The sequence below is a fragment of the Vibrio sp. V39_P1S14PM300 genome, assembly GCF_009904765.1.
GTDB lineage: Bacteria > Pseudomonadota > Gammaproteobacteria > Enterobacterales > Vibrionaceae > Vibrio > Vibrio proteolyticus.
The window spans coordinates 1-22,978 of record NZ_WXWP01000393.1 but is presented as its reverse complement, the minus strand read 5'-3'; the positions used below and the strand labels follow the sequence as shown (position 1 = coordinate 22,978).

The window sequence follows — 22,978 nt, the reverse complement described above, 5'->3', positions numbered from 1 at the left end:
CCTTGTTGAATTGGGCCAAAGTGAGGGCCAAAACAGCCCTCTTCGTATGACTGGCTTTTATGATATCGATTGAGTATCGATTCGCCCAGCGATATTTTACTGCCCATCACAAACACAAAAACGCTGACCAGACAGGTCAGCGTTTTGCGTCACTCATCGTGAGAGCAAAGTTACATCCTCATGCCACCATCCACTTCCAGAACACGCCCGGTAAAGTAGTCGTTTTCGAAAATGTACTTTGCCGCGTGGGCAATTTCAGCCGCCTCGCCCATTCGGCCGACCGGAATCATTTTCTGTAAACGCTCGATCGCCTCAGGTTTGAGTTGGTTTGCCATTGCGGTATGCACCACCCCAGGGGCGATGGCCGCCGCCCGAATGCCATAGCGAGACAGTTCCTTCGCCCAGGTCGTGGCCATGGTCGCCACGGCAGCTTTCGACGCAGCGTAGTTTGTCTGGCCGATGTTCCCTGCCCGAGCAACACTGGAGATGTTAATGATGACGCCTCTGCGCTGGGTTGCAATCATACGCGCGGCGGCTTCCCGACCACAAAGAAAGGTGCCGTTCACATTGACTTGCATGACGGCATTAAACTGCTCCAGCGGCATCTTAGTCATTTCACCATCTTTCACTTTGATCAACATGCCATCGCGCAAGATACCTGCGTTGTTAATTAAGCCGTCCAACTGACCAAAGTCCGCGACAATCTCATCGAACACTTGCTCAACCTGGCTTTCATCCGTTACATCGACCGGATAAATATTGGCTTTGACACTGAGCATATGACATTGCTCCTGAGTACGTCGCAGACCCTCTTCATTCACATCCAACAGCGCCAACTGCGCCCCCTCGTGCGCCAGAGTAATCGCCATCATCTGACCCAATCCCTGGCCGGCGCCGGTAATCGCAATAACACTTTCATTCAGATTCATTTGTGCTCTCCCTGTTTTGCCCGGTAAAACTCAAACAGGCTCGAGAAATCCAGTTCGTCGTTGCCGTTGGCATTGTGCATTGCGTACAGATTGCGCGCCAGCGCTCCCATTGGAATCGACGACTGACTTTTCAGCGCCGCCTCCATACCAAGCCCCAGATCTTTTAACATCAATTTACTCATGAAGCCGGGTTGATACTGATGGCTTGCCGGTGCGTTCTCCATAACGCCGGGGCACGGGTTATACAATTCCAACGCCCAGTTACGCCCGGAGCTTTGCAGCATGATGTTGGACAAAACGGTCGGATCGAGACCATTTTCTATTCCGAGGTTCAACGCTTCACAGGTTCCCGACATCAGAATACCCAGCATCAGATTGTTGCAGATCTTCGACATCTGACCATCACCCGCTTTCCCGGCATGGAAGATATTCTTACCCATATGGCGTAAGATCGCTTCTGCTTCAGAAAACGCCGAATCGGTACCGCCGACAATAAACGTCAGCGTGCCGGCCTGCGCGCCAGCCACCCCCCCAGAAACAGGGGCATCCACAAAATCCAACCCTTTCTTTTCAGCCTCTGCCGCAACAATGCGGGCCGATTCCGGATCGATGGTGGATGAATCAATCAGGAACGTATGCTCACTCACCAGATTCAGTAACCCGACGCCACCGGAATGATCACCCAGATATACGGATCGAACATGCTGACCGGCAGGTAGCATGGTGACGACCACATCGACCCCCTGCACGACCTCTTCCAGTGTGGTGGCAGATTCCGCCCCCCAAGATTCCAGCGCCGCAACCGCCGCGCTATTGAGGTCAAACACCCGGACCGGATGGCCTGCCGAAAGCAGGTTCTGAGCCATCGGTGCGCCCATATTACCCAGACCGATAAATGCAATTTTCTTCATTTCGTGCCTCCTGGCTGAAAAATTAGATGTTTTGACCCAATTGACTCAAGGGATGAGTTTCCGGCGTCCACAACGAAGTAAACAAGGTGTCTATCACACTGCGTTCTACATCATCAATGGACTTGTACATCCAGTCGGGTTGGCCATCTTTATCAATGAGTCTGGCGCGTACGCCTTCCTTAAACTCGCCCAATACCGCACTGCGCACCGACAGCGTCAGTTCCTGACGAAAACAATCCGGCAGAGATAACGAGTGACATTGTGTCACTTGGCGGTGGCAGATTTGAGCTGTGATCGGGCTGCCCTCTGCAAAGGTTTTTTTCGCCGCGGCGAGCCAGTGGCTGTCGCCTTCAATCATCATGATATTGTCCTGGATGATACCGAGATCCGAGGCACTGCATGCACTGATGATCTGTTCACGAAATGGTTTGAGCTGGCTAACCGGCATGTTGTCAATGAACTGACGCGACAAACTCTCAAGAATATCGGTCACCACTGCGTGTTGGTTCGCACCACATTGCCAGACATAGTTTTGCAGGCTTTCGAGTAATGGGTCTTTGTGCTCCGCCAGTAAAAAGTGATCGGCAAGATGAATATCCAACGCATCCGAGGCGTTCACTACCGCGCCAGTCAGGCCGAGGAACAATCCAATCCCTGGCTCCAACCGGTTGAGAAACCAGGTACCGCCGACATCAGGGTACAATCCGATACTGATTTCTGGCATTGCGAGCCGCGATTTGGGCGTCACGACTTTGTGGCTGGAGGCCATAAACAGCCCCATGCCCCCCCCCATGACAATGCCGTCGCCCCAAGCGATCACTGGCTTCTTATATGTGTGAATCAGATAATCGGTTTGATACTCAACGCTGAAATAGCGGGTACAAAACTCTTCAATGATGGCTTTGGGCTCTTCACACATCACCTGATGCATCGTGCGAACGTCCCCACCCGCGCAAAACGCTTTTTCTCCGCTACCGAGCAGAACCACGCACACAATCTGTTTGTCGTCCTGCCACTTTTCCAACTGAGCCTTGAGCTGCACCAGCATGTTGAGCGTAAGTGCATTGAGCGACTGTGGATTATCCAGCGTTGCCACCCCAACTCTGAATTCTCCCTGGCTGCATTGCAGCTCTGCGAAACTGACTTGATCAGTCATACGACCTCCTGAAAGCTGTCTGCTTGTTCTTGTCCTGATGTAAACAGCCTCTGGCTATCTGTTTTTCCACACCGGCTTACGTTTTTGCAAGAATGCCTGAACCCCTTCCGTTTGATCTTCGGTATCAAACAATCGGACAAACAACTCGCGCTCTTTTACCAGACCCTGGCCTTGCGATTCGTAACGGTTGTTCTGGATTAATGTCTTGCAAGCGCTGACCGACGACGGTGATTGACTGGCAACGGATTCCGCCAGTGCTACAGCTACGTCTAACGCTTGACCTTTAGGTACCACTTCTTCAACCAGCCGAATGGCGAGCGCTTTGTGTGCGTTAACCTGTTCGCCACACAAAATGATGCGTTTCGCCCAGCCTTCTCCGACTAACGCCGTGAGATTCTGTGTTCCGCCCGCACAGGGCAGCAAACCGACTTTCGCTTCAGGAAGCGCCATCATTGCTTGTTCTTCAGCTATACGGATATCGCATGCCAGCGCCACCTCCAGCCCACCTCCCATCGCGTAGCCGTTGATCGCCGCAATAGAAACGCCACGAAACCCTGACAAAGTTTCAAAAGCCTGACCAAAAGTGTGCGCCATTTCAGACGCGACCGTTTTATCGCCGTCAGCAAACAGCTTCAGATCGGCTCCGGCTGAAAAAAACTTCTCGCCCTGGCCGGTGATCACCAGTGCATACACCTCTCTATTTTCATTGAGACATTCCACCAATTGTTTCAGCTCATTGAGGCTTTGCGCCGTCCAGGTGTTGGCCGGTGGATTATTGATAGTGACAATAGCAACGTGATTCTGAATCTGGGACTGAATCGTCTGCTCATTATATTGTGACATCGTGTTATCCCTTCTGACGTTATAAGATTTCAGCTTCATCCGTGAGTAAGCGACGGGCAATAATGAGACGCATGATTTCATTGGTACCTTCCAGAATCTGGTGCACACGCACATCGCGGAAGTAGCGCTCCATCGGGTATTCACGGATATAACCATAGCCGCCATAGAGCTGTAGCGCCTCATCACACACTTTGAACCCGACGTCTGTCGCAAAGCGTTTGGCCATGGCGCAATACGCCGTCGCCTGAGGATCGCCCCGATCCAGCTTACTGGCGGCGTAACGTACCATCTGACGTGCGGCTACCAACTCGGTCGCCATGTCCGCTAACTTGAACTGCAAGCCTTGAAACTGAGCCAGGTTTTTACCGAACTGTTTGCGCTCCTGCATATATTGCGTGGCATGATTCAATGCCTGTTGCGCCGTGCCAACCGAGCAGGTGGCGATATTGATGCGTCCGCCATCCAGCCCTTTCATCGCGAACGTAAAGCCTTGCCCTTCTTCGCCCATCAGATGGCTGGCGGGAATTTTCACATTATCGAACGTAATCGCTCGGGTCGGCTGACTGTTCCATCCCATTTTAGGCTCTCTGCGGCCGTACGTGATGCCTTCCGCATTCGCCGGGACCACAAAGGCAGAAATGCCTTTCGGTGACGCATCTCCGGTCCGCGCCATCACGACCAACACGTCGGTATCACCAGCGCCAGAGATGAACGTCTTCGCGCCATTGAGGACATAACCATCACCTTCTTTGCGGGCTGATGTGGTCAACGAGGCGGCGTCGGATCCGGCGTTCGGTTCAGTCAGACAATATGATCCCAACCATTCACCCGTAACCAATTTAGGACAGATATCGTCTTTCACTTCTGGCGTCGCAAAGCTGGCGATCATCCAGGTCACCATGTTGTGTATGGTCATAAATGCCGTGGTCGATGTGCATCCCATGGCCAACTGCTCAAACACAATAGAGGCATCCAGCCGGCTCAAAGCCAGCCCCCCTTGTTCCTCCGGGGTATACAAGCTCAGAAAACCGAGTTCCCCCGCTTCTCTGAGTACGTCTTTAGGGAAAATATGCTGTTCATCCCATTCAGCCGCCATTGGGCTGAGCCGTTCTGTGGCAAACTGGCGCGCCGTGTCGGCAAACGCGCGCTGATCTTCATTCAGTTCAAAATCCATATGTTGCTCCGCTGTAAGCGCAATCCTGTTTCAGTACTTATCGCAAGTGAATCGTCAGATTGGGTCCGGATGGAATGTCATCCTCGAACCAGCGCGACGTGACGGTTTTGGTCTCGGTGTAAAAACGTACCGCCTGCTTGCCATACGCATGCAAATCACCATAAAAACTGCCGCGCCATCCGGTGAAAGAGAAAAAGGGCAATGGCACCGGGATCGGTACGTTGATACCGACCTGACCTACCTGAATGTTGTGTTGATATTTGCGCGCCGCAGCGCCACTGGCGGTAAAAATGGACGTACCGTTGCCGTATGGATTGCGGTTGACCAACTCAATGGCGTCTTCTAGGCTGTCGACTTCAATACACACCAGCACCGGACCGAAAATTTCCTGCTGATAAATCGACATTTCTGTCGTCACACCACGAAACAGCGTCGGCCCTACCCAGTTACCGTTTGGCAAACCTTCCACAACACACTCACTGCCGTCGAGTTCGCAGACTGCGCCCTGATCTTTCCCTTCCTGTATCAGTTTGAGGACGCGTTCGCGCGCCTGTTGACTAATGAGTGGTCCATACGCTGCGTGCTCATCGTCCCAGCGGCCCGGTTTCATTTTGGCCATGGCCGTTTTCAGATCCGGAATCCAATCTTTGGCACCATCCACAAACACCGCGACTGAAATCGCCATACAGCGCTGTCCGGCAGCGCCGACCGACGCCCCCACCAGGTTATTGATCACCTGCTCTTTGTTGGCATCCGGCATGATCACCATGTGATTTTTTGCCCCGGCAAACGCCTGAACACGTTTAAAGTTTTGAGTGCCCGTCTGGTAGATATAGCGGGCAACAGGCACCGAACCGACAAAAGAAATTGCCCGAATGTCCGGATGCTCAAGCAAATAATCGACCTGCTCCTTACGGCCGTGAACCACCTGGAGTACCCCTTCAGGTGCGCCCGCCCGCTCAAACAATTGCGCAAGACGAATCGAGGTGAGTGGTACCTGTTCAGAGGGTTTCAGCACAAATGTGTTGCCGCAGGCAATCGCCAGTGGAAACATCCACAGCGGAATCATGGCCGGAAAATTGAACGGCGTGATACCACAACACACCCCCAGCGGCTGGGTTATCGAATAGGTGTCGATGTCTGTCGCGACATTCTCGACCATTTCGCCCATCATGTTGGATGCGATGTTGCCCGCCTGCTCGACAACTTCAATGCCCCGCCAGACATCCCCTTTAGCATCGGCGATGGTTTTGCCGGTTTCCTGTGACAGCAAGGTCGCCAGTTCTTCGTGATGCTCTTTGAGCAGATGTTGATAGCGCAGCATCAAACGGGCGCGCTCCGGTACGGCTACGTTTTTCCACGTTTCAAACACGGTCGCCGCATTGCGGATGGCTTCTTCCATCTCGCTCTGGGTGGCACACGGCAATTTCGCAATGGCTTCGTTGGTCGCCGGGTTGGTCACCTCAACCCATTCCGTCGCCTGAGACTGACGAAACTCACCACCAATAAACAGGGGAACTGACTCAATCATAACTGGATCCTTATTCGTCCATGTTGGCCGACCTGTACCACGTGGCCGGTACTCGTTTCATTTACAGGGGAATTTCAATGCCGACTGCCGTCGCTTCACCGCCGCCAATGCAGAGCGAAGCCACACCACGCATGACTTTTTTCTTGGTTGGGTCGCCGTCTGTTCCCAGCGACTGCAATTGACGCAAACTGTGGATCAGAGAGACCAGAATACGGGCGCCACTGGCGCCTATCGGATGGCCGAGTGCACATGCGCCACCTTTGACGTTGACTTTGTCTTCGTCCAGAGCAAGGTGTTGCACCGCGATCTGCGCCACGACCGCAAAAGCTTCGTTGATCTCCCAGAGATCCACTTCATCCACCGACCAGTCCAGTTCGGATAGCAAGTGTTCAATGGCGTACACTGGTGCCAGAGTAAATTCAGCCGGTTTGCGGGCATGGGTCGCGTGCCCTTTGATGATGGCTAAAGGTTCCAGCCCGTGATGCATGGCGGTTTCCGCGTCCATGATCACCAGCGCGGCCGCGCCGTCCGCAATGGCGCTGGAATTGGCTGGTGTGATGGTACCGTTGGCAGCGAACGCCGGACGTAACGTGGGTATTTTTTCAGGCTTAATCGATTGGGGGTGTTCGTCATAATCGAGCAGGATTTGCGAGCCCGACTTGGCATCACTGACATCAACCGGCGCCATTTCGTCGGCAAACAGGTGCTGACGCTGCGCATCCATTGCACGCGATGCCGATTTTAGTGCCCACTCATCCATCTGCTCTCTGGTGAAGTGGAGACGATAAGCGATTTGCTGTGCGTAAACCCCCATCAGCTCTCCCTCATAAGCATCTTGCAGCCCATCGAGAAACATATGATCGTAGGTGGTTTTATGCCCCATGCGCATCCCGCCGCGCGCTTCTTTCAGCAAATACGGCGCATTGGTCATGCTTTCCATTCCGCCGGCTATCACGCAGTGGGTTGAGCCCGCTCTAATCAAATCGTGGGCCAGCATGACCGCTTTCATGCCCGAGCCGCAGACCTTATTCAGCGTGGTACAACCGACCGATTGAGGTAAACCCGCCCCTAATGCGGCTTGGCGCGCAGGGGCCTGACCACACCCGGCAGGCAATACGCAGCCCATCAGCACTTCACTGACCATTTCCGGAGGTAACGTTATTGAATCCATCGCCGCTTTGATGGCATGTTGCCCCAGTTGCGGTGATGAGAATGCGCTCAGTTTTCCCTGAAAGCGCCCTATCGGCGTCCTTTTTGCCGACACAATCCATATGGTGTTTTCCATGACCCGTCCTCATTGGCGAACATTGGGTTCACAGCACCGGGATCATTACTCAGGCTTTACCACTCAATACAACAGACCGGCATTTCGCCGATACAAGCCTGGACTGCAATCGCATGCGACCATGAATCCACACTGTGATTTCTTGACGTTTACGTAAGCATAGCACTAACATTTACGTAAACGTAAAGAAACAGACTGACAACATTTAAATCTCTTGTCTGAATGAGTGTCAGCAGATTTGAACACGTTTTAAATTTTCGTCGCCACACAGCTGGAGGGCATGATCAGGTGGAAACGTACAAAATCAGTGAACTGGCCAAAGAGTTCGATATCACGACCAGAAGCATCCGTTTCTATGAGGATATGGACCTGATCCACCCAACCCGTCAAGGCAAAATCAGGATCTATCAACGGCGCGACAAAATTCGCCTGAAACTGATCCTTCGCGGCAAGCGGCTGGGGTTTTCTCTGGCTGAAATCCGCGAATTGTTTGAGCTTTACGACACCAATCAATGTGACACCCAGCTACTGAAAATGCTGTCCATCATCGATGAGAAACAGGCGACGTTACAACGGCAGATGGATGACATCAATGTGGTAATGAGTGAACTCAATGCTGCCAGGGAGCGCTGTCATCAGGCGCTCAACCGTTCCGAATCGGGCTGAACTTCCGCCGGAAAACATGAAGCCGTTCTTTTAAAGATTCATACAGCCCAGTAATCATCAACAAGCACAACCCAAGAGCATCCGGCCATACGCCGATGCTCTCAGGAGGCGTTATGAAAGTGGATTACCAACCGCTGAACTTTGGTCTTGGGGAAACCATCGACCTGCTCAGAGAACACGTCAATGCATTCGCGGCGCAACACATTGCACCCATCGCCGCTCAGATCGACAAGGATAATCAGTTCCCCAACCCATTGTGGCCATTATTGGGTGAAATGGGGCTGCTCGGCGTCACCGTCAGTGAAACCTACGGCGGTGCTGGAATGGGTTATCTGGCTCACGTCGTCGCAATGGAGGAAATCAGCCGAGCCTCGGCCTCTGTCGCGCTCAGTTACGGCGCGCATTCCAACCTGTGCGTCAACCAAATTTTCCGTAACGGTAACGACGAACAAAAAGCCAAATACCTGCCTAAACTGGTTGACGGCACGCACGTCGGTGCACTAGCGATGAGCGAAGCCAACTCTGGCTCCGATGTGGTCAGCATGCAACTTAAAGCGGAACGCACCGAAGGCGGCTATCAGCTAACTGGCAATAAAATGTGGATCACCAATGGCCCGGATGCTGATGTTTTGGTGGTGTACGCCAAGACCGAGCCCCAGGCAAAATCACGAGGTATTACGGCATTTATTATCGAGCGGGGCTTTGCCGGATTCAGTCATGCTCAGAAACTCGACAAACTGGGCATGCGAGGCTCGAACACTTGCGAACTGGTGTTTGATCGCTGCTTTGTGCCAGACGCGAACGTACTCGGTAAGGTTAATCAGGGTGTAGAAGTATTGATGAGCGGTCTCGATTACGAGCGGGTGGTGCTCGCGGCAGGCCCGCTTGGCATCATGCAAGCTTGCATCGATCTTGTTCTGCCTTACATCCATGACCGGAAACAGTTCGGTCAGTCGATCGGCGAGTTTCAGTTGGTGCAGGCAAAAGTTGCCGACATGTACACCAGTATGAACGCCGCGCGCGCTTACGTGTACACCGTGGCGGCCGCGTGTGATCGCGGCGAAGTCACTCGTAAAGACGCCGCTGGTGCAATTCTCTACAGCGCCGAACTGGCCACACAAATGGCGCTCGACGCGATTCAGTTGCTGGGAGGTAACGGTTACATCAACGAGTTTGCCGCCGGACGCCTGCTGCGAGACGCCAAGTTGTATGAAATTGGTGCCGGCACTTCCGAGATCAGGCGAATTTTGATTGGCCGGGAACTGTTTGAGCAGTCCCGGTAACGAATAACCCCATTTAATGGCATAGTGGAAAGGACGATTCATGGCCATCATTCAAACCAAAGCCAAGCTGCATGACGACCTGTTTGTCACCAACCAAAAAGTCATGGCTGAACTGGTTGAACAACTGTATTCAGACATCGAAATCATCCGTCAGGGTGGCGGACCTGCCGCGCTGGAACATCAACGCAAAAAAGGCAAACTTCCGGTACGCGAGCGCATTGCGGCTTTGCTCGACAAAGACAGTGAGTTTCTGGAAATCGGTCAGTTTGCCGCCTGGCGTGTCTACGAGGAATCTGTGCCCTGTGCCGGAGTTGTGGCCGGCATCGGCACCATTGAGGGAATCGAGTGCATGGTGATTGCCAACGATCCGTCAGTCAAAGGTGGCACGTATTATCCACTTACCGTCAAAAAGCACCTTCGTGCTCAGGAGATCGCGCAGCGTTGTCGCCTGCCTTGTGTGTATCTGGTCGACTCAGGTGGTGCCAACTTGCCTCATCAGGCCGAAGTGTTCCCAGACAAAGAACATTTTGGCCGGATCTTTTTTAACCAGGCTCGCATGTCCGCACAGGGCATCCCTCAGATCTCCGTGGTCCTCGGCCTGTGCACTGCAGGCGGAGCCTACATTCCTGCGATGGCTGACGTGTCGATCATCGTCAAAGAGCAAGGCACCATCTTCCTTGCAGGACCTCCTCTGGTCAAAGCCGCTACCGGTGAAATCGTAACCGATGAGGAGCTGGGTGGCGCTGACGTGCATTGCAAGAAATCGGGAGTCGCCGACTATTATGCGCTCAATGAAGAGCATGCACTGACGCTGGCGCGCCAAGCGGTAATCAGCAGCAACGAACTCCCCGCAGCCTCTCCCCCTCACGAAGTGTTACCACCACGCTACCCGGCGGAAGACATGTACGGCATCGTTAACGCCAATTTACGTCTCTCTTTTGATGTGCGTGAAATCATTGCTCGCCTGGTGGATGATTCTAACTTTGATGAATTTAAAGCTTTGTATGGCACAACACTGGTGTGTGGGTTTGCCCGGCTACATGGTTACCCGATTGGGATCATCGCCAACAACGGAATTCTGTTTTCCGAGTCTGCACAAAAAGGGGCACATTTTATCGAACTGTGTGCCAAGCGAAAAATTCCGTTGCTGTTTTTACAAAACATCACCGGGTTTATGGTCGGCAAAAAAATGGAATCGGAAGGCATTGCCAAACATGGCGCCAAGCTGGTGATGGCAGTGGCCTGCGCCGATGTGCCTAAATTTACCGTGATTATCGGTGGTTCTTATGGTGCAGGGAACTATGGCATGTGTGGGCGGGCTTACGATCCAACCTTGATCTGGATGTGGCCGAATGCCCGAATCTCGGTGATGGGTGGCGAACAGGCAGCGGGGGTTATGACCCAGGTGAAACGCGAGCGAATGAAACGCAGCGGTGAAAACTGGGACAGCGACGCTGAACAAACCTACCGTCAATCCATGCTGGATCTGTACGAAAATCAGGGGTTACCCCATTACGCCAGTGCACGCTTATGGGACGATGGCATCATTGACCCGAAAGAAACCCGGCGCACACTCGGTTTTGCGCTCAAAGCGGCGTCACGAGCCCCGACTCCAGACAGTCAGTTTGGTATTTTCCGCATGTAAGGAGTGAAATATGTCTCGTTCGGAAACGGTAATCCCAACCCCGGAACAGCTTATCTGCACCATTGACAGCAGCGGTATCGCTAAGCTCACGCTGAATCGCACCCGCAAACACAATGCGTTTGACGGAGACATGATCGAAGCGCTACTGACCTGTCTGTCGTCATTAAAAGCCGCTCCAGACGTGCGTTGCCTGATACTCAATGCGAACGGCGCGCACTTTTCAGCCGGTGCCGATCTGCACTGGATGAAATCCATGGCGGGCAAAAGCCAACACGAAAACTTGAGAGATGCGGGTCGGTTGGCCACCCTGATGCACCAACTCGATACCTTCCCCCACCCGACTATCGCCGTGGTTCATGGTAGCGCTTACGGTGGTGCCTTGGGGTTGATCTGTTGTTGTGACATCGCCATTGCCGAGCAAGATGCACAGTTTTGCTTAAGTGAAGTTAAGCTCGGACTGATCCCGGCCACAATCGGCCCGTATGTGTGCCGAGCTATGGGGGTTCGTCAGGCGCGGCGATTTATGTTAACCGCCGAGCGCATCAGTGCAACTACCGCTCTGGAGCTGGGATTATTACATAGCGTGGAAACCGATCGCGATGCCCTGCATCTGCAAATGAATTTTCTCATCCAATCTATACTGGCAAATAGCCCTCAAGCGGTTTCGGCAGCTAAACAGCTGTGTCAACGTTGTGAAAATCACCCTATCGACCAGGCTTTGATTAACCACACCAGCGACGCGATCGCAGCAATTCGAGTTTCACCAGAAGGACAAGAAGGCCTGAACGCCTTCTTCGACAAACGGCGGCCATACTGGAATAAGGAGAGATGAGATGTCGGAAGAGAGCCTGCTACCAAACGCAGTACGGATAATTGAAGTCGGTGCCCGGGATGGTTTGCAAAATGAAGCGCAGCTCCCAACGGAAATGAAAGTTAAACTGATTGATCAACTCTCGTTAACCGGACTGACGCACATAGAAGCTGGCGCATTTGTCTCGCCGAAACGAGTGCCGCAAATGGCCGATTCCACGCAGGTGCTTAGCCAGATCAAACGCCAGCCGGGGATCACCTACTCAGCGCTGACACCCAACCTGCGAGGGTTCGAACAAGCCGTGCAAAGCGGAGCCTCTCAAGTGGCTGTTTTCACCTCGTCGTCAGAAGGTTTCTGCCAGCACAACATCCATTGTTCGATAAGTGAGAGTCTGCAACGTTTTGAACCAGTAATTGAAGCTGCAAAGCGCCAAGGTATTGCGGTGCGGGGTTATTTATCCTGTGTCGCCGACTGTCCGTATGACGGCCCGACCGACCCCGATCAGGTTGCGTCGGTTGCCAAAGCACTGATCGATCTCGGCTGCTATGAGGTGTCACTTGGCGACACGATAGGCACCGGCACGCCTTATCGGATCGCCAAAATGCTGGAAGCAGTAAGACGTTGTGTACCAGCGACCGAGCTGGCGGTGCACTTTCATGACACTTGGGGTCAGGCATTGGCGAATATCTATCAGGCGTTGAACATGGGCATCGCGACGATAGACAGCAGTGTGGCTGGATTAGGAGGCTGCCCTTATGCGCCCGGTGCTTCCGGCAATGTCGCCACAGAAGACGTATTGTACCTGTGCCAGGGGCTTGAGATTGATACCGGTGTCGATCTTCAGGCAGTCGCGCAAGCCGGTTGGATGATCAGCCGGGCATTGAACCGACAGCCTACATCCAAAGTCTCTCTGGCGCTGCGCCATCAGCAACAAAACCCGGTCTGAGGTCACATATTTCGCTGCCCGTGCCCGTTATGATGAAAATCTGTCAGCAGTATCAAGGCCTAAGGATAAACTATGGATACGCCATCCAACGACGCACCAGTTTTTAATGCGGTCGCTTTTCGCAAAAATCTGCACCGTTTCCCTGAGTTGTCGCTGGAAGAGGTGAACACGTCTCAAACCATCGCGCGCGTGCTCAGTTCATTCGGCCTGAAGCCGGTAACCGAAATCGGCGGGCACGGTTTGTTCTGTATTATTGAAGGTGAAGACGAAGGCGAAACCACCTTGATCCGCGCAGACTTTGATGCCCTGCCAATTGAAGAACAGGCACAACATGATCACGTCTCGGCTAACCATGGAGTAATGCATGCTTGTGGTCATGACGGTCACACTACCTCCTTGCTTAAAGTCGCGCAGCAGTTAGCCGAGCATCCTCCTAAGTCCGGTCAGGTGGTGTTACTGTTTCAGCCAGCAGAAGAGATCGGCACAGGCGCCGCTTCGATGCTGACGCATCCGGCACTGCGCGACCTGACCGTCGACAACGCCTATGCTTACCACAACCTGCCTGGCTATCCGCTGCACCAGATCGTCGTCAAGACAGACACCTTTGCCTGCGCATCCACTGGTGTATCTATCACACTCACCGGTAAAACTTCACACGCGGCAAGGCCTGAAAATGGGATCAGCCCAACCAACACGATGATGGACATCATGCAACTGCTGCAAGGAATGCCACAACGCTTTCCCGACGCTTTCAGCTTGGTGACTATTGTGCATGCACAGCTGGGCGAAGCGGCGTATGGTGTCTCTCCGGGAGAAGCGAAAGTCATGGCGACAATGCGCAGCGAATGCAATGAAACGTTTCAGGCGATGCAGACGCTGCTGACCGAGGCACTACAAGAGTTCAGAGCACAAAGTGGGTTGGACATTTATGTAGAGTGGGATGAGCCGTTTAACGCAACCGTTAACTCAAGACAGCATGTCTCAATGCTGGTCGAACAAGCAAACCAGCTCGGACTTTCCGTTCATCAACTCGATGAACCGATGCGCTGGTCAGAAGACTTCGCTGAGTTTCTGCTCAAATGGCGCGGCGCGATGTTTTGCATCGGCAGCGGAACACACCATCCGGAACTGCATAACCCGGATTACGACTTTCCAGACGACATTATGGACACAGCAGCATCCCTATTCGTCGCCCTGATCCGACGTCAGCACGGTTTAACCCAAGACTTGTAAACCGGTGCAGTTTAGGCAGGAAACACTTCTTCAATGGCTTCATAAACCAAAACGTCTCCTACACGTTTGCTCTCCATCAACGCCAACGAGTAAACCGGTAGTTCAGCCATCTCGGCCTTGAGTGATTGTACTTTATCACGCAACGTCATGTTTCTTCCTAAAGTAATATGCGGCGTGTACTGGCGCCGCTCTGCATAAAACCCCATGTCGTTTAGCCTGTCCCGCATCCGGTTTTGCAGCGCCATCAGCTCCGCTTGTTGCTGGACACCTAACCACACCAACTGCCGCCCTTTCACCGAAAAAGCGCCAAAATGATCCACCCGAATGCTCTGTGGGCACCGGTCCAACTGATAAAGTACTTCTGTCAGTGTTTTCTTTTCCGCCGGCGTGGCCTCACCAATGAACTCCAGTGTGACGTGGTAGTTTGACTCGCGGGTCAGGCGCCCCTTGATAGCATGGCTGGCCAGTTGTTCCTGATAATGCGTGATGCGTGTTTTGGTGTCGGTATCAAATGTCAGAGCGTAAAACAAACGCATGGCGTTCCTCCTCAATCACTGCCAGCAAATACCCGAGTTATAAGGAAATTATACTCAAACTGAATCAGGAAGCGATGTTATGGGCTTACGACCCTATATCCTTATTACTTTTAGGCGCCTGCTTGTTCTCACTTTCAGCATATTTAAGCAACGTATTCCTCCGCCTAACGTCAAACTGAAAAACCACCCGTCCGGCCCCATATTAAACAAAACTTTTTTTCACACTGCCTTGTCCTCTTTTTGAAAAACACCCACCTTAGACGGGTGATTTGACACCTTAAAACGGCGATTTGAGCCACTTTTAAACCTCTGTTTTTAAAGAAGTTATTTTTGTAGAAAATCAAACACTTGCAATGTTAGTCTGCACGCAACAAAGGAGACAACATGCTTAACACCGATCTCACGTTTCTTAAACAGGACTTCTCTGGCCAAAATCTTCAGGGCCACACTTTTACGAACTGCCGATTTTATCAATGCAATTTTCGGCGCGCCGATCTTAGAGATACCACGTTTACCGATTGTCGTTTTATCGAAGCACAAGCCATTGAGGGCTGTGACTTCCGTTACGCCAAGTTAAAAGATGCGAGCTTCACCAACTGTATGCTGGCAATGAGTCTTTTCAATGGTGCTGACTGTATGGGGATAGAACTGCGTAAATGCGATCTAAAAGGCGCTAACTTTCAGCAAGCTAATTTTGCCAACCGCATCAACCATACGATGTTCTTTTGTTCTGCATTCATCACCGGATGTAATCTGGCGTACACCAACTTCGAACGGGTGTTACTAGAAAAGTGCGATCTGTTTGAAAATCGCTGGAATGGCGCCAACCTGTCTGGTGCAAATCTGAAAGGTTCCGATTTGTCCCGGGGTGAATTCAGTACCGAGCAATGGGGAAGCTTTAATTTGGAGGAGTGCGACCTGACTCATATCGAACTCGAAGGGTTGGATATCCGTCGCGTGTCGCTTCATGGCGTAAAAATTTGTGACTGGCAACAGGCGCAACTGCTCGCTCCGCTTGGGCTGATCGTACTCTAATCTCACAATATATTCGGCGAATAGGGAGATACGGGGTAACTCAGCCTGTATCTTCCCATTCCGATTTATGCTCTCCTCACTTCGCCTGCTTTAGCGCCGCGTCAATCGTGCCGTGAATCAGATTTTCATAGATCTCAGCCTGACCGGCCGGAATCAACTGACGTTGAATCTCTCGGCGTTTATCTGCGTCAAACAGTCGCTCCGCCACCCACCCGGTCAGGTAAAGCGCCGACAAACAACCACCCGCCGTCGCGATGTTGCCGACAATCACCAAAGGTTCGTCTTGCACATCTCCCCCCATTTCCAGCAAGCGATGTTTTGCATCCGGATGCGTCGTAAGAGGGGCTCCATCCAGCAAACCCAGTTGATGAAGAATGAACGAGCCTGCACAAATCGACCCAATAAGTTGTTTGTCAGGATCTAACGTCAGTGACGCCATAAACTCAGGATTTTCCAGCACAGCCGGAACGCCTTTGTAACCACTGACAAACAACACCACATCTGAATCACACGCTTCGGATACATGCCCATCGGTTTTTACCGTCATTCCCAAAGTAGACGTATGTTCACTGCTTAGCCCCAATACTTTTACACACCAGTCCTTCTTATTGCGACCCAGAATATCCCGCATCAGGAAAAAATCGACATCAGTAAAGTCGTCGAATACGACAATGGATAGTTGATACATACTCACTTCCTATGGTTATCAATATGCGCACATTATCATAATCAATGTATAACAAACGGTGCGAACGCTCGCAGAACAGGCGCTTATTCGTCGTGGCAACGCATGTTGTGCAAAATCGAACCCACATTCATCTCAGAAGCGATTTCTGCTACAGTGGAAATACACAAATACAGAACTAACATAACTCACTGATATGGAAGAAATATACCTGGCTGGCGGGTGCCTTTGGGGCGTTCAGGAATTTATCAAATACGTTCCTGGCGTGATATCAACCGAAGCAGGCCGAGCCAACGGCGCCTCAAATACGACCCAGGGTAACTACGACGGTTACGCCGAATGCGTGCGGTTAGAGTTCGATCCCACCCTGATCTCAATCGAGCAGTTGATTGAGCACTTGTTTGAAATTATTGACCCATACAGCGTCAATAAACAGGGGCAAGATGTCGGTACCAAATACCGAACAGGCATCTACAGTAACCATGCGGAGCATTTACGATTGGCAACCGCCTACTTAAGCTCGCGTTGCGATGCCGAACGCATTGCCGTGGAGGTCTTGCCACTGAAGAATTACGTCAAAAGCGATACAGAGCACCAACACCGACTGACACGTCATCCGGAAGATCATGCACTTTGCCACATTCCGTGGAATTTACTGCACAAGTATAAAACCGCATCATAGCCACTCTGGTCAACACACCGCCACAATGGTTATAGCCGCGCCAAGTCACACCGTAGAAACTTCCCTTTCGCACTGGCGCGTAACTCCCCGCAGACTCTCAACTCGGCGCTCATCGTATACATGCTGCGCCGCTCGGACTCACATTGTGCGGTGACGATGACCTGCTCTCCCAGTGTGATTGGTCGGTGAAAGCGCACATCCAGTTGTGCTGTTAATGCTGATATGTCACGGTGCAGTATGCAATGCGTCATCGCACCATCCAACAACGCGCTGACAATGCCACCATGCAAAATTCCGTTGTACCCCTGATGATGTGATGCCACGGTAAATCTCGCCTGAACACCCCGCTCAGCGCCATACTCGTAGCGAACACCCAATGAATGCGGGTTGCTCACCGGGTCTGCACACACTGCGCAACCACCATGCGATGCTAAAATGTTACTCATACAAAATCCCACCATGACACAATTTAATTATTAGCATATGCCAATTACATCAAAAGAGGATGACGGAATCTTTGTTTGCAGCCACGATATCTTTCAGGAAGCCTTAACCAGTTGCTGCTTTAACTAGGTTAACAACGCTCGGTAACGTTTGGTTTGAGCAAAATCGAGCTTGCATACCAGCCAACCTCAACCAGTCTTATAACCGTTGAACTCCATACAGACGACGGCCACATTACTGGTCTGATGGCTGGAGGCTATGGCCTTGTGATGGCTGAACTGGATATCGTTCTTTGAATTGATTGACACACGTGATTACACAACTGATTTATTCGCCAGTGTTTAACCGTCAGTTTGGCAGGCTTGCATCCGTCGCTGCCAATCGTTCAACGCCTCACGCGTATCGATATCAAACGCTGCCCGCTCTATCGGCACTTCCCGCACACGGGTATCACCACTACGCAGTAACTGCCGGGCACCGTGCTCACCATCGAGTCGCTGCAACTGAGCGAAACTGCTGGCCGGAAACAAAGCGGGGACACCTCGTTTTTCGTGATAGAAAGCGCATACGATCTGGTCTGTTGATTCACTTTCCACCAGACGCTGTAAGTCCTCTGCTCGCAGAGCAATCTGGTCAGCAAGTAAAATCAACATGGCGTCAAAGTCCGACGACATTACCTGTGTGGCGTAGGCAATGGATCGCCCTAATCCCTTAGACCAATCTGGGCAGTAAAGCAGTGGCACCGAGTCCAGTTGACCCGCTTTCTGAGCCTGTTCAATGGCATCATGCCAACGGCCGGTGACAACAAATACCGGCCCGATTTGGCTGCCCAATGCCTGTGTCACAACCTGCGATAAGAGTGTGTGGCTACCATCTAACGGATGCAGTGGTTTGCAGCCACCAAAGCGTTTACTTTCCCCCGCAGCCATCACCACCACAGCCACTTTCCTGTCGACCATTCCCATTCAGGATGCCGCCCGAAACAAAGGCAGGACATCACTGAGAGAGCGCCCTGTCGCACGAGTCGTCGCAGCCTGACATTCCGCCAGAATAGACAGTGCGATGGTTTCTGGCAGCTCAGCGCCGATATCTAGTCCGGCAGGGCCAGATAGCGTAGCCGATAACTCATCGGGTAAAATACCTGCTAGGCTCATCACTTTGTCACGTCGGTTGGTTGGGCCGAGTAACGCCAGATATTTGAGGGGGACCCCCGCCATCGCGGCCAGCGCCTCAGCGTCCAAGCTCACGTTGTGACTCATTAGTATCGCCGCCTGCACATTGTGATCACGGCAATGAGCTGGCAATTCACTGGCCTGGCCGTTGAGCCGATGGGCAAGATGGGGAAAGTACTCCATCCGTCCGTTGGCTGGTCTGGGATCCCACAATGTAACCTGCCACCCAAGCAGATGGGCCATCTGCGCGACGGGCCTGGCATCTATGCCACCACCAACGAGCAAGACATGCAGCGGGGCATCTATCGGCGTACACAGCCAGACGCCGTCTTCTTGCTCGATTAATGTGGCTCCCGTACGTTGATGTTCCTCCGGCATCGCTTCAGTCATAAAACGCGCAGCCACGTCTTTTTTGGACACCTTTTGAAAGTAATGGCCTTTGTGGTGCTGCTGCAGTGCCACCAGCACCAAAGGCAAATCAAGATAACCATTTTCGGCCGTCAGGGGCTGCAACAGAATATGAACCGTGCCGCCACAACCAATGCCTAACTGAAAGGCAAGATCGTCTTCGTCGCTGCCGTCGTAGGTCAGTGTGACGGGCGCCTGATTAAGCATCACCTTACGTGCGTGTAGGTGAATATCAGATTCAAGGCACCCTCCGCTGAGCATTCCCAATTGGTGTCCGGCGTCACTGAACAGCATCATGGCGCCGGATTTACGATAAGCCGGACCTTCGGTTTTGTACACCGTGCCCAGAACCCAGTTGGCTTCGTCTTTAAGACGAAGCCATTGGGTCAGCAAATACAACAAATGATTGGACATCGTTTTCACCTGTAGTCATTGTGCTGAAAGAGTCAAACTAAACTCAAATCAGAAACAGCTTACGCCGACGCCAGTTTCAGCGGCAGTACATTCAGGCGTTGCCCGGTGATCGCTGCCACGGCATTTGCCACCGCTGGTGCGATTGGCGGCACACCCGGCTCACCGACACCCGTCGGAGCTTCAGCAGAAGGCACAATATGCACCTCAACTTCCGGCATCTGGTTCATTCGTAGTACCTGATAATTGTGGAAGTTCGACTGTTCCACCACTCCACCTTCACCCAGAGTAATTTCACTGATCAAGGTTGGAGACAGACCAAAACCGATCCCGCCTTCCATTTGCGCGGCGATCACATCCGGGTTGACGGCCACACCGCAATCAACCGCACACACCACCTTATCGACGGAAATCTGCCCATTTTTCACAGACACCTGCGCCACCTGCGCTACAAACGTACTGAACGATTCATGTACGGCGACGCCCATGCCCGTCCCTTCTGGCAGGCTCTTACCCCATCCTGCTTTCTCGGCGGCCAGTTTGAGCACACCCTGCCAGCGAGGATGTTTGTCCAGTAATTTCATGCGCATTTCAACCGGGTCTTTACCCGCTTTAACTGCCAGCTCATCAATCATAGTTTCGACAGCAAATGCTGTATGGGTACTCCCCACTGAGCGCCACCATTGCACGGTTGGGCCTTCTTTAACCGTGGTAAGTTCAAGCTTCAGATTAGGAATCGCGTATGGATTGTTGGATGCCCCTTCCACTGACGTCGCATCAATTCCGTCTTTGACCATAAATGATTCAAAGGCGGTATTGGCCAGAATCGATTGGCCGACAATATGCTGATGCCAGGCCGTGATGTTGCCTTCAGCATCCAGACCAGCCTGGACGCGATGCACGTACGCCGGACGGTAGTAGCCAACCTGGGTATCGTCTTCCCGGCTCCACACCATCTTCACCGGAATGCCCTTCTTCTGCTTGGCAATCTCAACCGTTTCAATCAGATAATCGGAATGCGGATTCGCTCGACGGCCAAAGCTGCCTCCCGCTAACAACATATGCAATGTGACTTGCTCTGGTTTGATACCCAGCACTTTCGCAATGTTCATCTGATCAACCGTCTGGAACTGTTCGCCATTCCAGATTTCGCATCCCTGATCCGTGACTTGAGCAACGCAGTTCATCGGCTCCATAGGAGAATGCGATAGGAAAGGAAACTCATAGGTCGTATCAATAACGGTCTCAGCCTGCGCCAATGCACCCGCCGCATCGCCATCATTTCGAGCCACAATGCCGTTCTTCTTCGACAGCGTTTTATACTCGGTCATGATTTGCGCTGAACTCTTAGTGAACGCGCCGCTCTCATCCCAGCTAACTTGCAGCAAGTCGCGGCCTTTTTTTGCACTCCAGTAGTCTTTGGCCAGCACCGCTACGCCTGTGGGAATGGTCAGAACATCCACCACACCCGGAGACGCTTTTGCCGCCGTCGAATCCAGCGTTTTCAGCTTGGCACCGAATTTTGGTGCATGCAGAATCATGGCAGTTAACATCCCGGGGAACTTAATGTCCTGTGTGAAAATCGCCGTTCCGTCATTTTTGCCGATATCTTTGCGGCTGACTTTCTGTTTACCAATAAATACGAATTGCTCGGGCGTTTTTAGCGTCACACTGGCTTCATCCGGCATGGGCTGAGTTGCCGCATCTTCAGCCAGTTCACCAAACTGAGCCTTGTTGCTGCCATGAGTAACAACACCCGCTTTCACCTGGATTTCAGATGCAGGCACACCCCAGCGCTTCGCCGCGGCGGCGACTAACATAGCTTTCGCAACCGCGCCAGCGGTACGCATTTGCATGTATGAGTTAGCGATGGCAGTACTGCCGCCTGTGCCTTGCATCGGGCCCCAAAGCGTATTGTTGTAGCGTTTGGCATCGGCTGGCGCACCTTCGGCCACCATCTGATCCCAACTCGCATCCAGCTCTTCTGCGACCAAAGTCGTCAGGCCGGTATAAGTACCCTGACCCATTTCAACGTGTTTGATCATCACGGTAACTTTGTTGTCTGTCCCGATACGCACAAACGCATTGGGTTCAAACGGCGCCTTCGCGGCCTCATCCGCGCGAGCATTGAGTGACAAAGGTAAAGAGAACCCCAATGTTAACCCCGCACCGACACCACCCATCAATTTTAGAAATTTACGGCGGCCGGGTACGACCTCATCCACCGCTGATGAAAAGGACATTCTACGCATGATTGTTCACTCCCTTATCAAACGGCTTTGAGTTGCGTTGCTGCGTCTTTGATCGCCTGACGAATACGCACATAAGTTGCACAACGACAGATATTGCCCGACATGGCAGCATCAATGTCGGAGTCTGTCGGATTCGGGTTGATCTCCAGCAGAGCAACCGCAGACATAATTTGCCCCGACTGACAGTAGCCACACTGCGGTACCTGCAGTTCATCCCAGGCTTGTTGCACCACTTTTGCGGCACGACTTTCCACGCCTTCTATGGTGGTGATCTTCTGACCAACAGCAGCCTGAACTGGCGTCACACAGGAACGAATCGGCTGACCATTCAAGTGCACAGTGCAAGCGCCGCACTGCGCCATACCGCAGCCGAATTTGGTCCCGGTCATATCAAGATGATCACGAACAGCCCATAGAATGGGCGTGTCTGGCGATGCGTCGATTTCTCTATCGACACCGTTCACATTCAAAGTAACTGACATGGAGCTTCTCCTGCTCTCTTTATATTGAATTGGCGTGCGATATCCCGCTCAGGTAATGGAGATTGCCGCACGTTGTATAGATAGTTTCATTGCTCATCACTAGCTATAGAGAAAATTATAGAAGTACGCGGATGATGTGTTAGACAGAAAATCCAAATTGTTTGCCTAATGTTCCAGAAAACCAAAAAACGTGGCAGAACGACCAATTAGCAAGCATTCTGGCGGCGATGGCGTTGTCATTAAATAAATTGAGGATTTATAAAAACAGCATCCTTAGATGCGCGTGGAGCGAGATTTTTATACGTATAAAGAGCGAAATACATTCAAATTTGCCATCAACGTCAGAATAATGGCTGCGTCAAAAACACCGAACACATACCTTACTGAAATTATTGACAAAATTTATTTTCATTTAAAGCGTATATGGTTATCGAAAAATGAATCAATAAGTGATACCT

General features: G+C 52.1%; 22 protein-coding genes. 8 read left to right on the top strand and 14 right to left on the bottom strand.

Features of this window, described 5'->3' with window-relative positions:
• Positions 1–170 precede the first annotated feature (170 nt).
• The 7 genes from CAG65_RS20440 to CAG65_RS20410 form a co-directional block, all read right to left on the bottom strand.
• Positions 171–929 carry an SDR family oxidoreductase gene (locus CAG65_RS20440; RefSeq protein ID WP_161454809.1) on the bottom strand — a complete coding sequence of 253 codons (759 nt, stop codon included), beginning with the start codon at positions 927–929 and terminating at the stop codon, positions 171–173.
• On the bottom strand, positions 926–1,840 hold the full coding sequence (gene mmsB, locus CAG65_RS20435; protein ID WP_021704764.1) for a 3-hydroxyisobutyrate dehydrogenase: 915 nt from the start codon (positions 1,838–1,840) through the stop codon (positions 926–928). The genes CAG65_RS20440 and mmsB overlap by 4 nt, the downstream gene beginning before the upstream one ends.
• A gap of 22 nt (positions 1,841–1,862) precedes the next feature.
• On the bottom strand, positions 1,863–2,996 hold the full coding sequence (locus CAG65_RS20430; protein ID WP_161454808.1) for an enoyl-CoA hydratase/isomerase family protein: 1,134 nt from the start codon (positions 2,994–2,996) through the stop codon (positions 1,863–1,865).
• Positions 2,997–3,050: 54 nt separating this feature from the next.
• The gene (locus CAG65_RS20425) at positions 3,051–3,839 is read right to left on the bottom strand and encodes an enoyl-CoA hydratase (RefSeq protein ID WP_161454807.1); all 789 of its coding nucleotides are present in this window, start codon (positions 3,837–3,839) and stop codon (positions 3,051–3,053) included.
• 19 nt (positions 3,840–3,858) lie between these two features.
• Complete coding sequence (locus tag CAG65_RS20420; protein WP_021704767.1) at positions 3,859–5,013, bottom strand: acyl-CoA dehydrogenase family protein; 1,155 nt, start codon at positions 5,011–5,013, stop codon at positions 3,859–3,861.
• Between the two features lie 37 nt (positions 5,014–5,050).
• Complete coding sequence (locus CAG65_RS20415) at positions 5,051–6,544, bottom strand: CoA-acylating methylmalonate-semialdehyde dehydrogenase (protein WP_161454806.1); 1,494 nt, start codon at positions 6,542–6,544, stop codon at positions 5,051–5,053.
• A 61-nt stretch (positions 6,545–6,605) separates the two neighbouring features.
• On the bottom strand, positions 6,606–7,829 hold the full coding sequence (locus tag CAG65_RS20410) for an acetyl-CoA C-acyltransferase (RefSeq protein WP_161454805.1): 1,224 nt from the start codon (positions 7,827–7,829) through the stop codon (positions 6,606–6,608).
• Between the two features lie 288 nt (positions 7,830–8,117).
• Between CAG65_RS20410 and CAG65_RS20405 the strand changes: the two genes are divergently transcribed.
• The 6 genes from CAG65_RS20405 to CAG65_RS20380 all read left to right on the top strand — a co-directional run bounded on the left by CAG65_RS20405 (position 8,118) and on the right by CAG65_RS20380 (position 14,413).
• On the top strand, positions 8,118–8,495 hold the full coding sequence (locus CAG65_RS20405) for a MerR family transcriptional regulator (RefSeq protein ID WP_021704770.1): 378 nt from the start codon (positions 8,118–8,120) through the stop codon (positions 8,493–8,495).
• A gap of 113 nt (positions 8,496–8,608) precedes the next feature.
• Positions 8,609–9,778, top strand: a complete 1,170-nt coding sequence (locus CAG65_RS20400) for an isovaleryl-CoA dehydrogenase (protein ID WP_161454804.1) — start codon at positions 8,609–8,611, stop codon at positions 9,776–9,778.
• A 40-nt stretch (positions 9,779–9,818) separates the two neighbouring features.
• A complete protein-coding gene (locus CAG65_RS20395; protein ID WP_161454803.1) occupies positions 9,819–11,423 on the top strand; it encodes a carboxyl transferase domain-containing protein in 1,605 nt (534 codons plus the stop codon).
• A 10-nt stretch (positions 11,424–11,433) separates the two neighbouring features.
• On the top strand, positions 11,434–12,255 hold the full coding sequence (locus CAG65_RS20390) for an enoyl-CoA hydratase-related protein (RefSeq protein WP_161454802.1): 822 nt from the start codon (positions 11,434–11,436) through the stop codon (positions 12,253–12,255).
• 1 nt (position 12,256) lies between these two features.
• Positions 12,257–13,180 (top strand): hydroxymethylglutaryl-CoA lyase, encoded by a 924-nt coding sequence (locus tag CAG65_RS20385; protein ID WP_161454801.1) that lies wholly within the window; start codon positions 12,257–12,259, stop codon positions 13,178–13,180.
• A 72-nt stretch (positions 13,181–13,252) separates the two neighbouring features.
• Entirely contained in the window at positions 13,253–14,413 is a 1,161-nt protein-coding gene (locus CAG65_RS20380) for an amidohydrolase (protein ID WP_161454800.1), read from the top strand.
• 11 nt (positions 14,414–14,424) lie between these two features.
• On the opposite strand, the gene thpR is transcribed toward CAG65_RS20380, so the two are convergent.
• Positions 14,425–14,949, bottom strand: coding sequence for an RNA 2',3'-cyclic phosphodiesterase (thpR, locus tag CAG65_RS20375; RefSeq protein WP_161454799.1), 525 nt, complete (start codon positions 14,947–14,949; stop codon positions 14,425–14,427).
• A 384-nt stretch (positions 14,950–15,333) separates the two neighbouring features.
• Here thpR and CAG65_RS20370 point away from each other — a divergent pair, with 384 nt between their 5' ends.
• Positions 15,334–15,984: a Qnr family pentapeptide repeat protein gene (locus CAG65_RS20370; protein ID WP_161448862.1), complete on the top strand. Its 651-nt coding sequence runs from the start codon at positions 15,334–15,336 to the stop codon at positions 15,982–15,984.
• A 76-nt stretch (positions 15,985–16,060) separates the two neighbouring features.
• On the opposite strand, the gene CAG65_RS20365 is transcribed toward CAG65_RS20370, so the two are convergent.
• The gene (locus CAG65_RS20365) at positions 16,061–16,672 is read right to left on the bottom strand and encodes a DJ-1/PfpI family protein (protein ID WP_161454798.1); all 612 of its coding nucleotides are present in this window, start codon (positions 16,670–16,672) and stop codon (positions 16,061–16,063) included.
• A 193-nt stretch (positions 16,673–16,865) separates the two neighbouring features.
• On the opposite strand from CAG65_RS20365, the gene CAG65_RS20360 reads away from it, so the two are divergent.
• Positions 16,866–17,351, top strand: a complete 486-nt coding sequence (locus CAG65_RS20360) for a peptide-methionine (S)-S-oxide reductase (protein ID WP_021704779.1) — start codon at positions 16,866–16,868, stop codon at positions 17,349–17,351.
• 29 nt (positions 17,352–17,380) lie between these two features.
• Here CAG65_RS20360 and CAG65_RS20355 read toward each other — a convergent pair whose 3' ends face one another.
• The 5 genes from CAG65_RS20355 to CAG65_RS20335 form a co-directional block, all read right to left on the bottom strand.
• Complete coding sequence (locus CAG65_RS20355) at positions 17,381–17,797, bottom strand: PaaI family thioesterase (protein ID WP_161454797.1); 417 nt, start codon at positions 17,795–17,797, stop codon at positions 17,381–17,383.
• 339 nt (positions 17,798–18,136) lie between these two features.
• Positions 18,137–18,754 carry a nucleotidyltransferase family protein gene (locus CAG65_RS20350; protein WP_161454796.1) on the bottom strand — a complete coding sequence of 206 codons (618 nt, stop codon included), beginning with the start codon at positions 18,752–18,754 and terminating at the stop codon, positions 18,137–18,139.
• A gap of 6 nt (positions 18,755–18,760) precedes the next feature.
• Positions 18,761–19,789: an XdhC family protein gene (locus tag CAG65_RS20345; RefSeq protein WP_161454795.1), complete on the bottom strand. Its 1,029-nt coding sequence runs from the start codon at positions 19,787–19,789 to the stop codon at positions 18,761–18,763.
• A 59-nt stretch (positions 19,790–19,848) separates the two neighbouring features.
• Positions 19,849–22,038 (bottom strand): xanthine dehydrogenase family protein molybdopterin-binding subunit, encoded by a 2,190-nt coding sequence (locus tag CAG65_RS20340; RefSeq protein WP_161454794.1) that lies wholly within the window; start codon positions 22,036–22,038, stop codon positions 19,849–19,851.
• 17 nt (positions 22,039–22,055) lie between these two features.
• Entirely contained in the window at positions 22,056–22,520 is a 465-nt protein-coding gene (locus CAG65_RS20335) for a (2Fe-2S)-binding protein (RefSeq protein WP_161454793.1), read from the bottom strand.
• Positions 22,521–22,978: the final 458 nt, after the last annotated feature.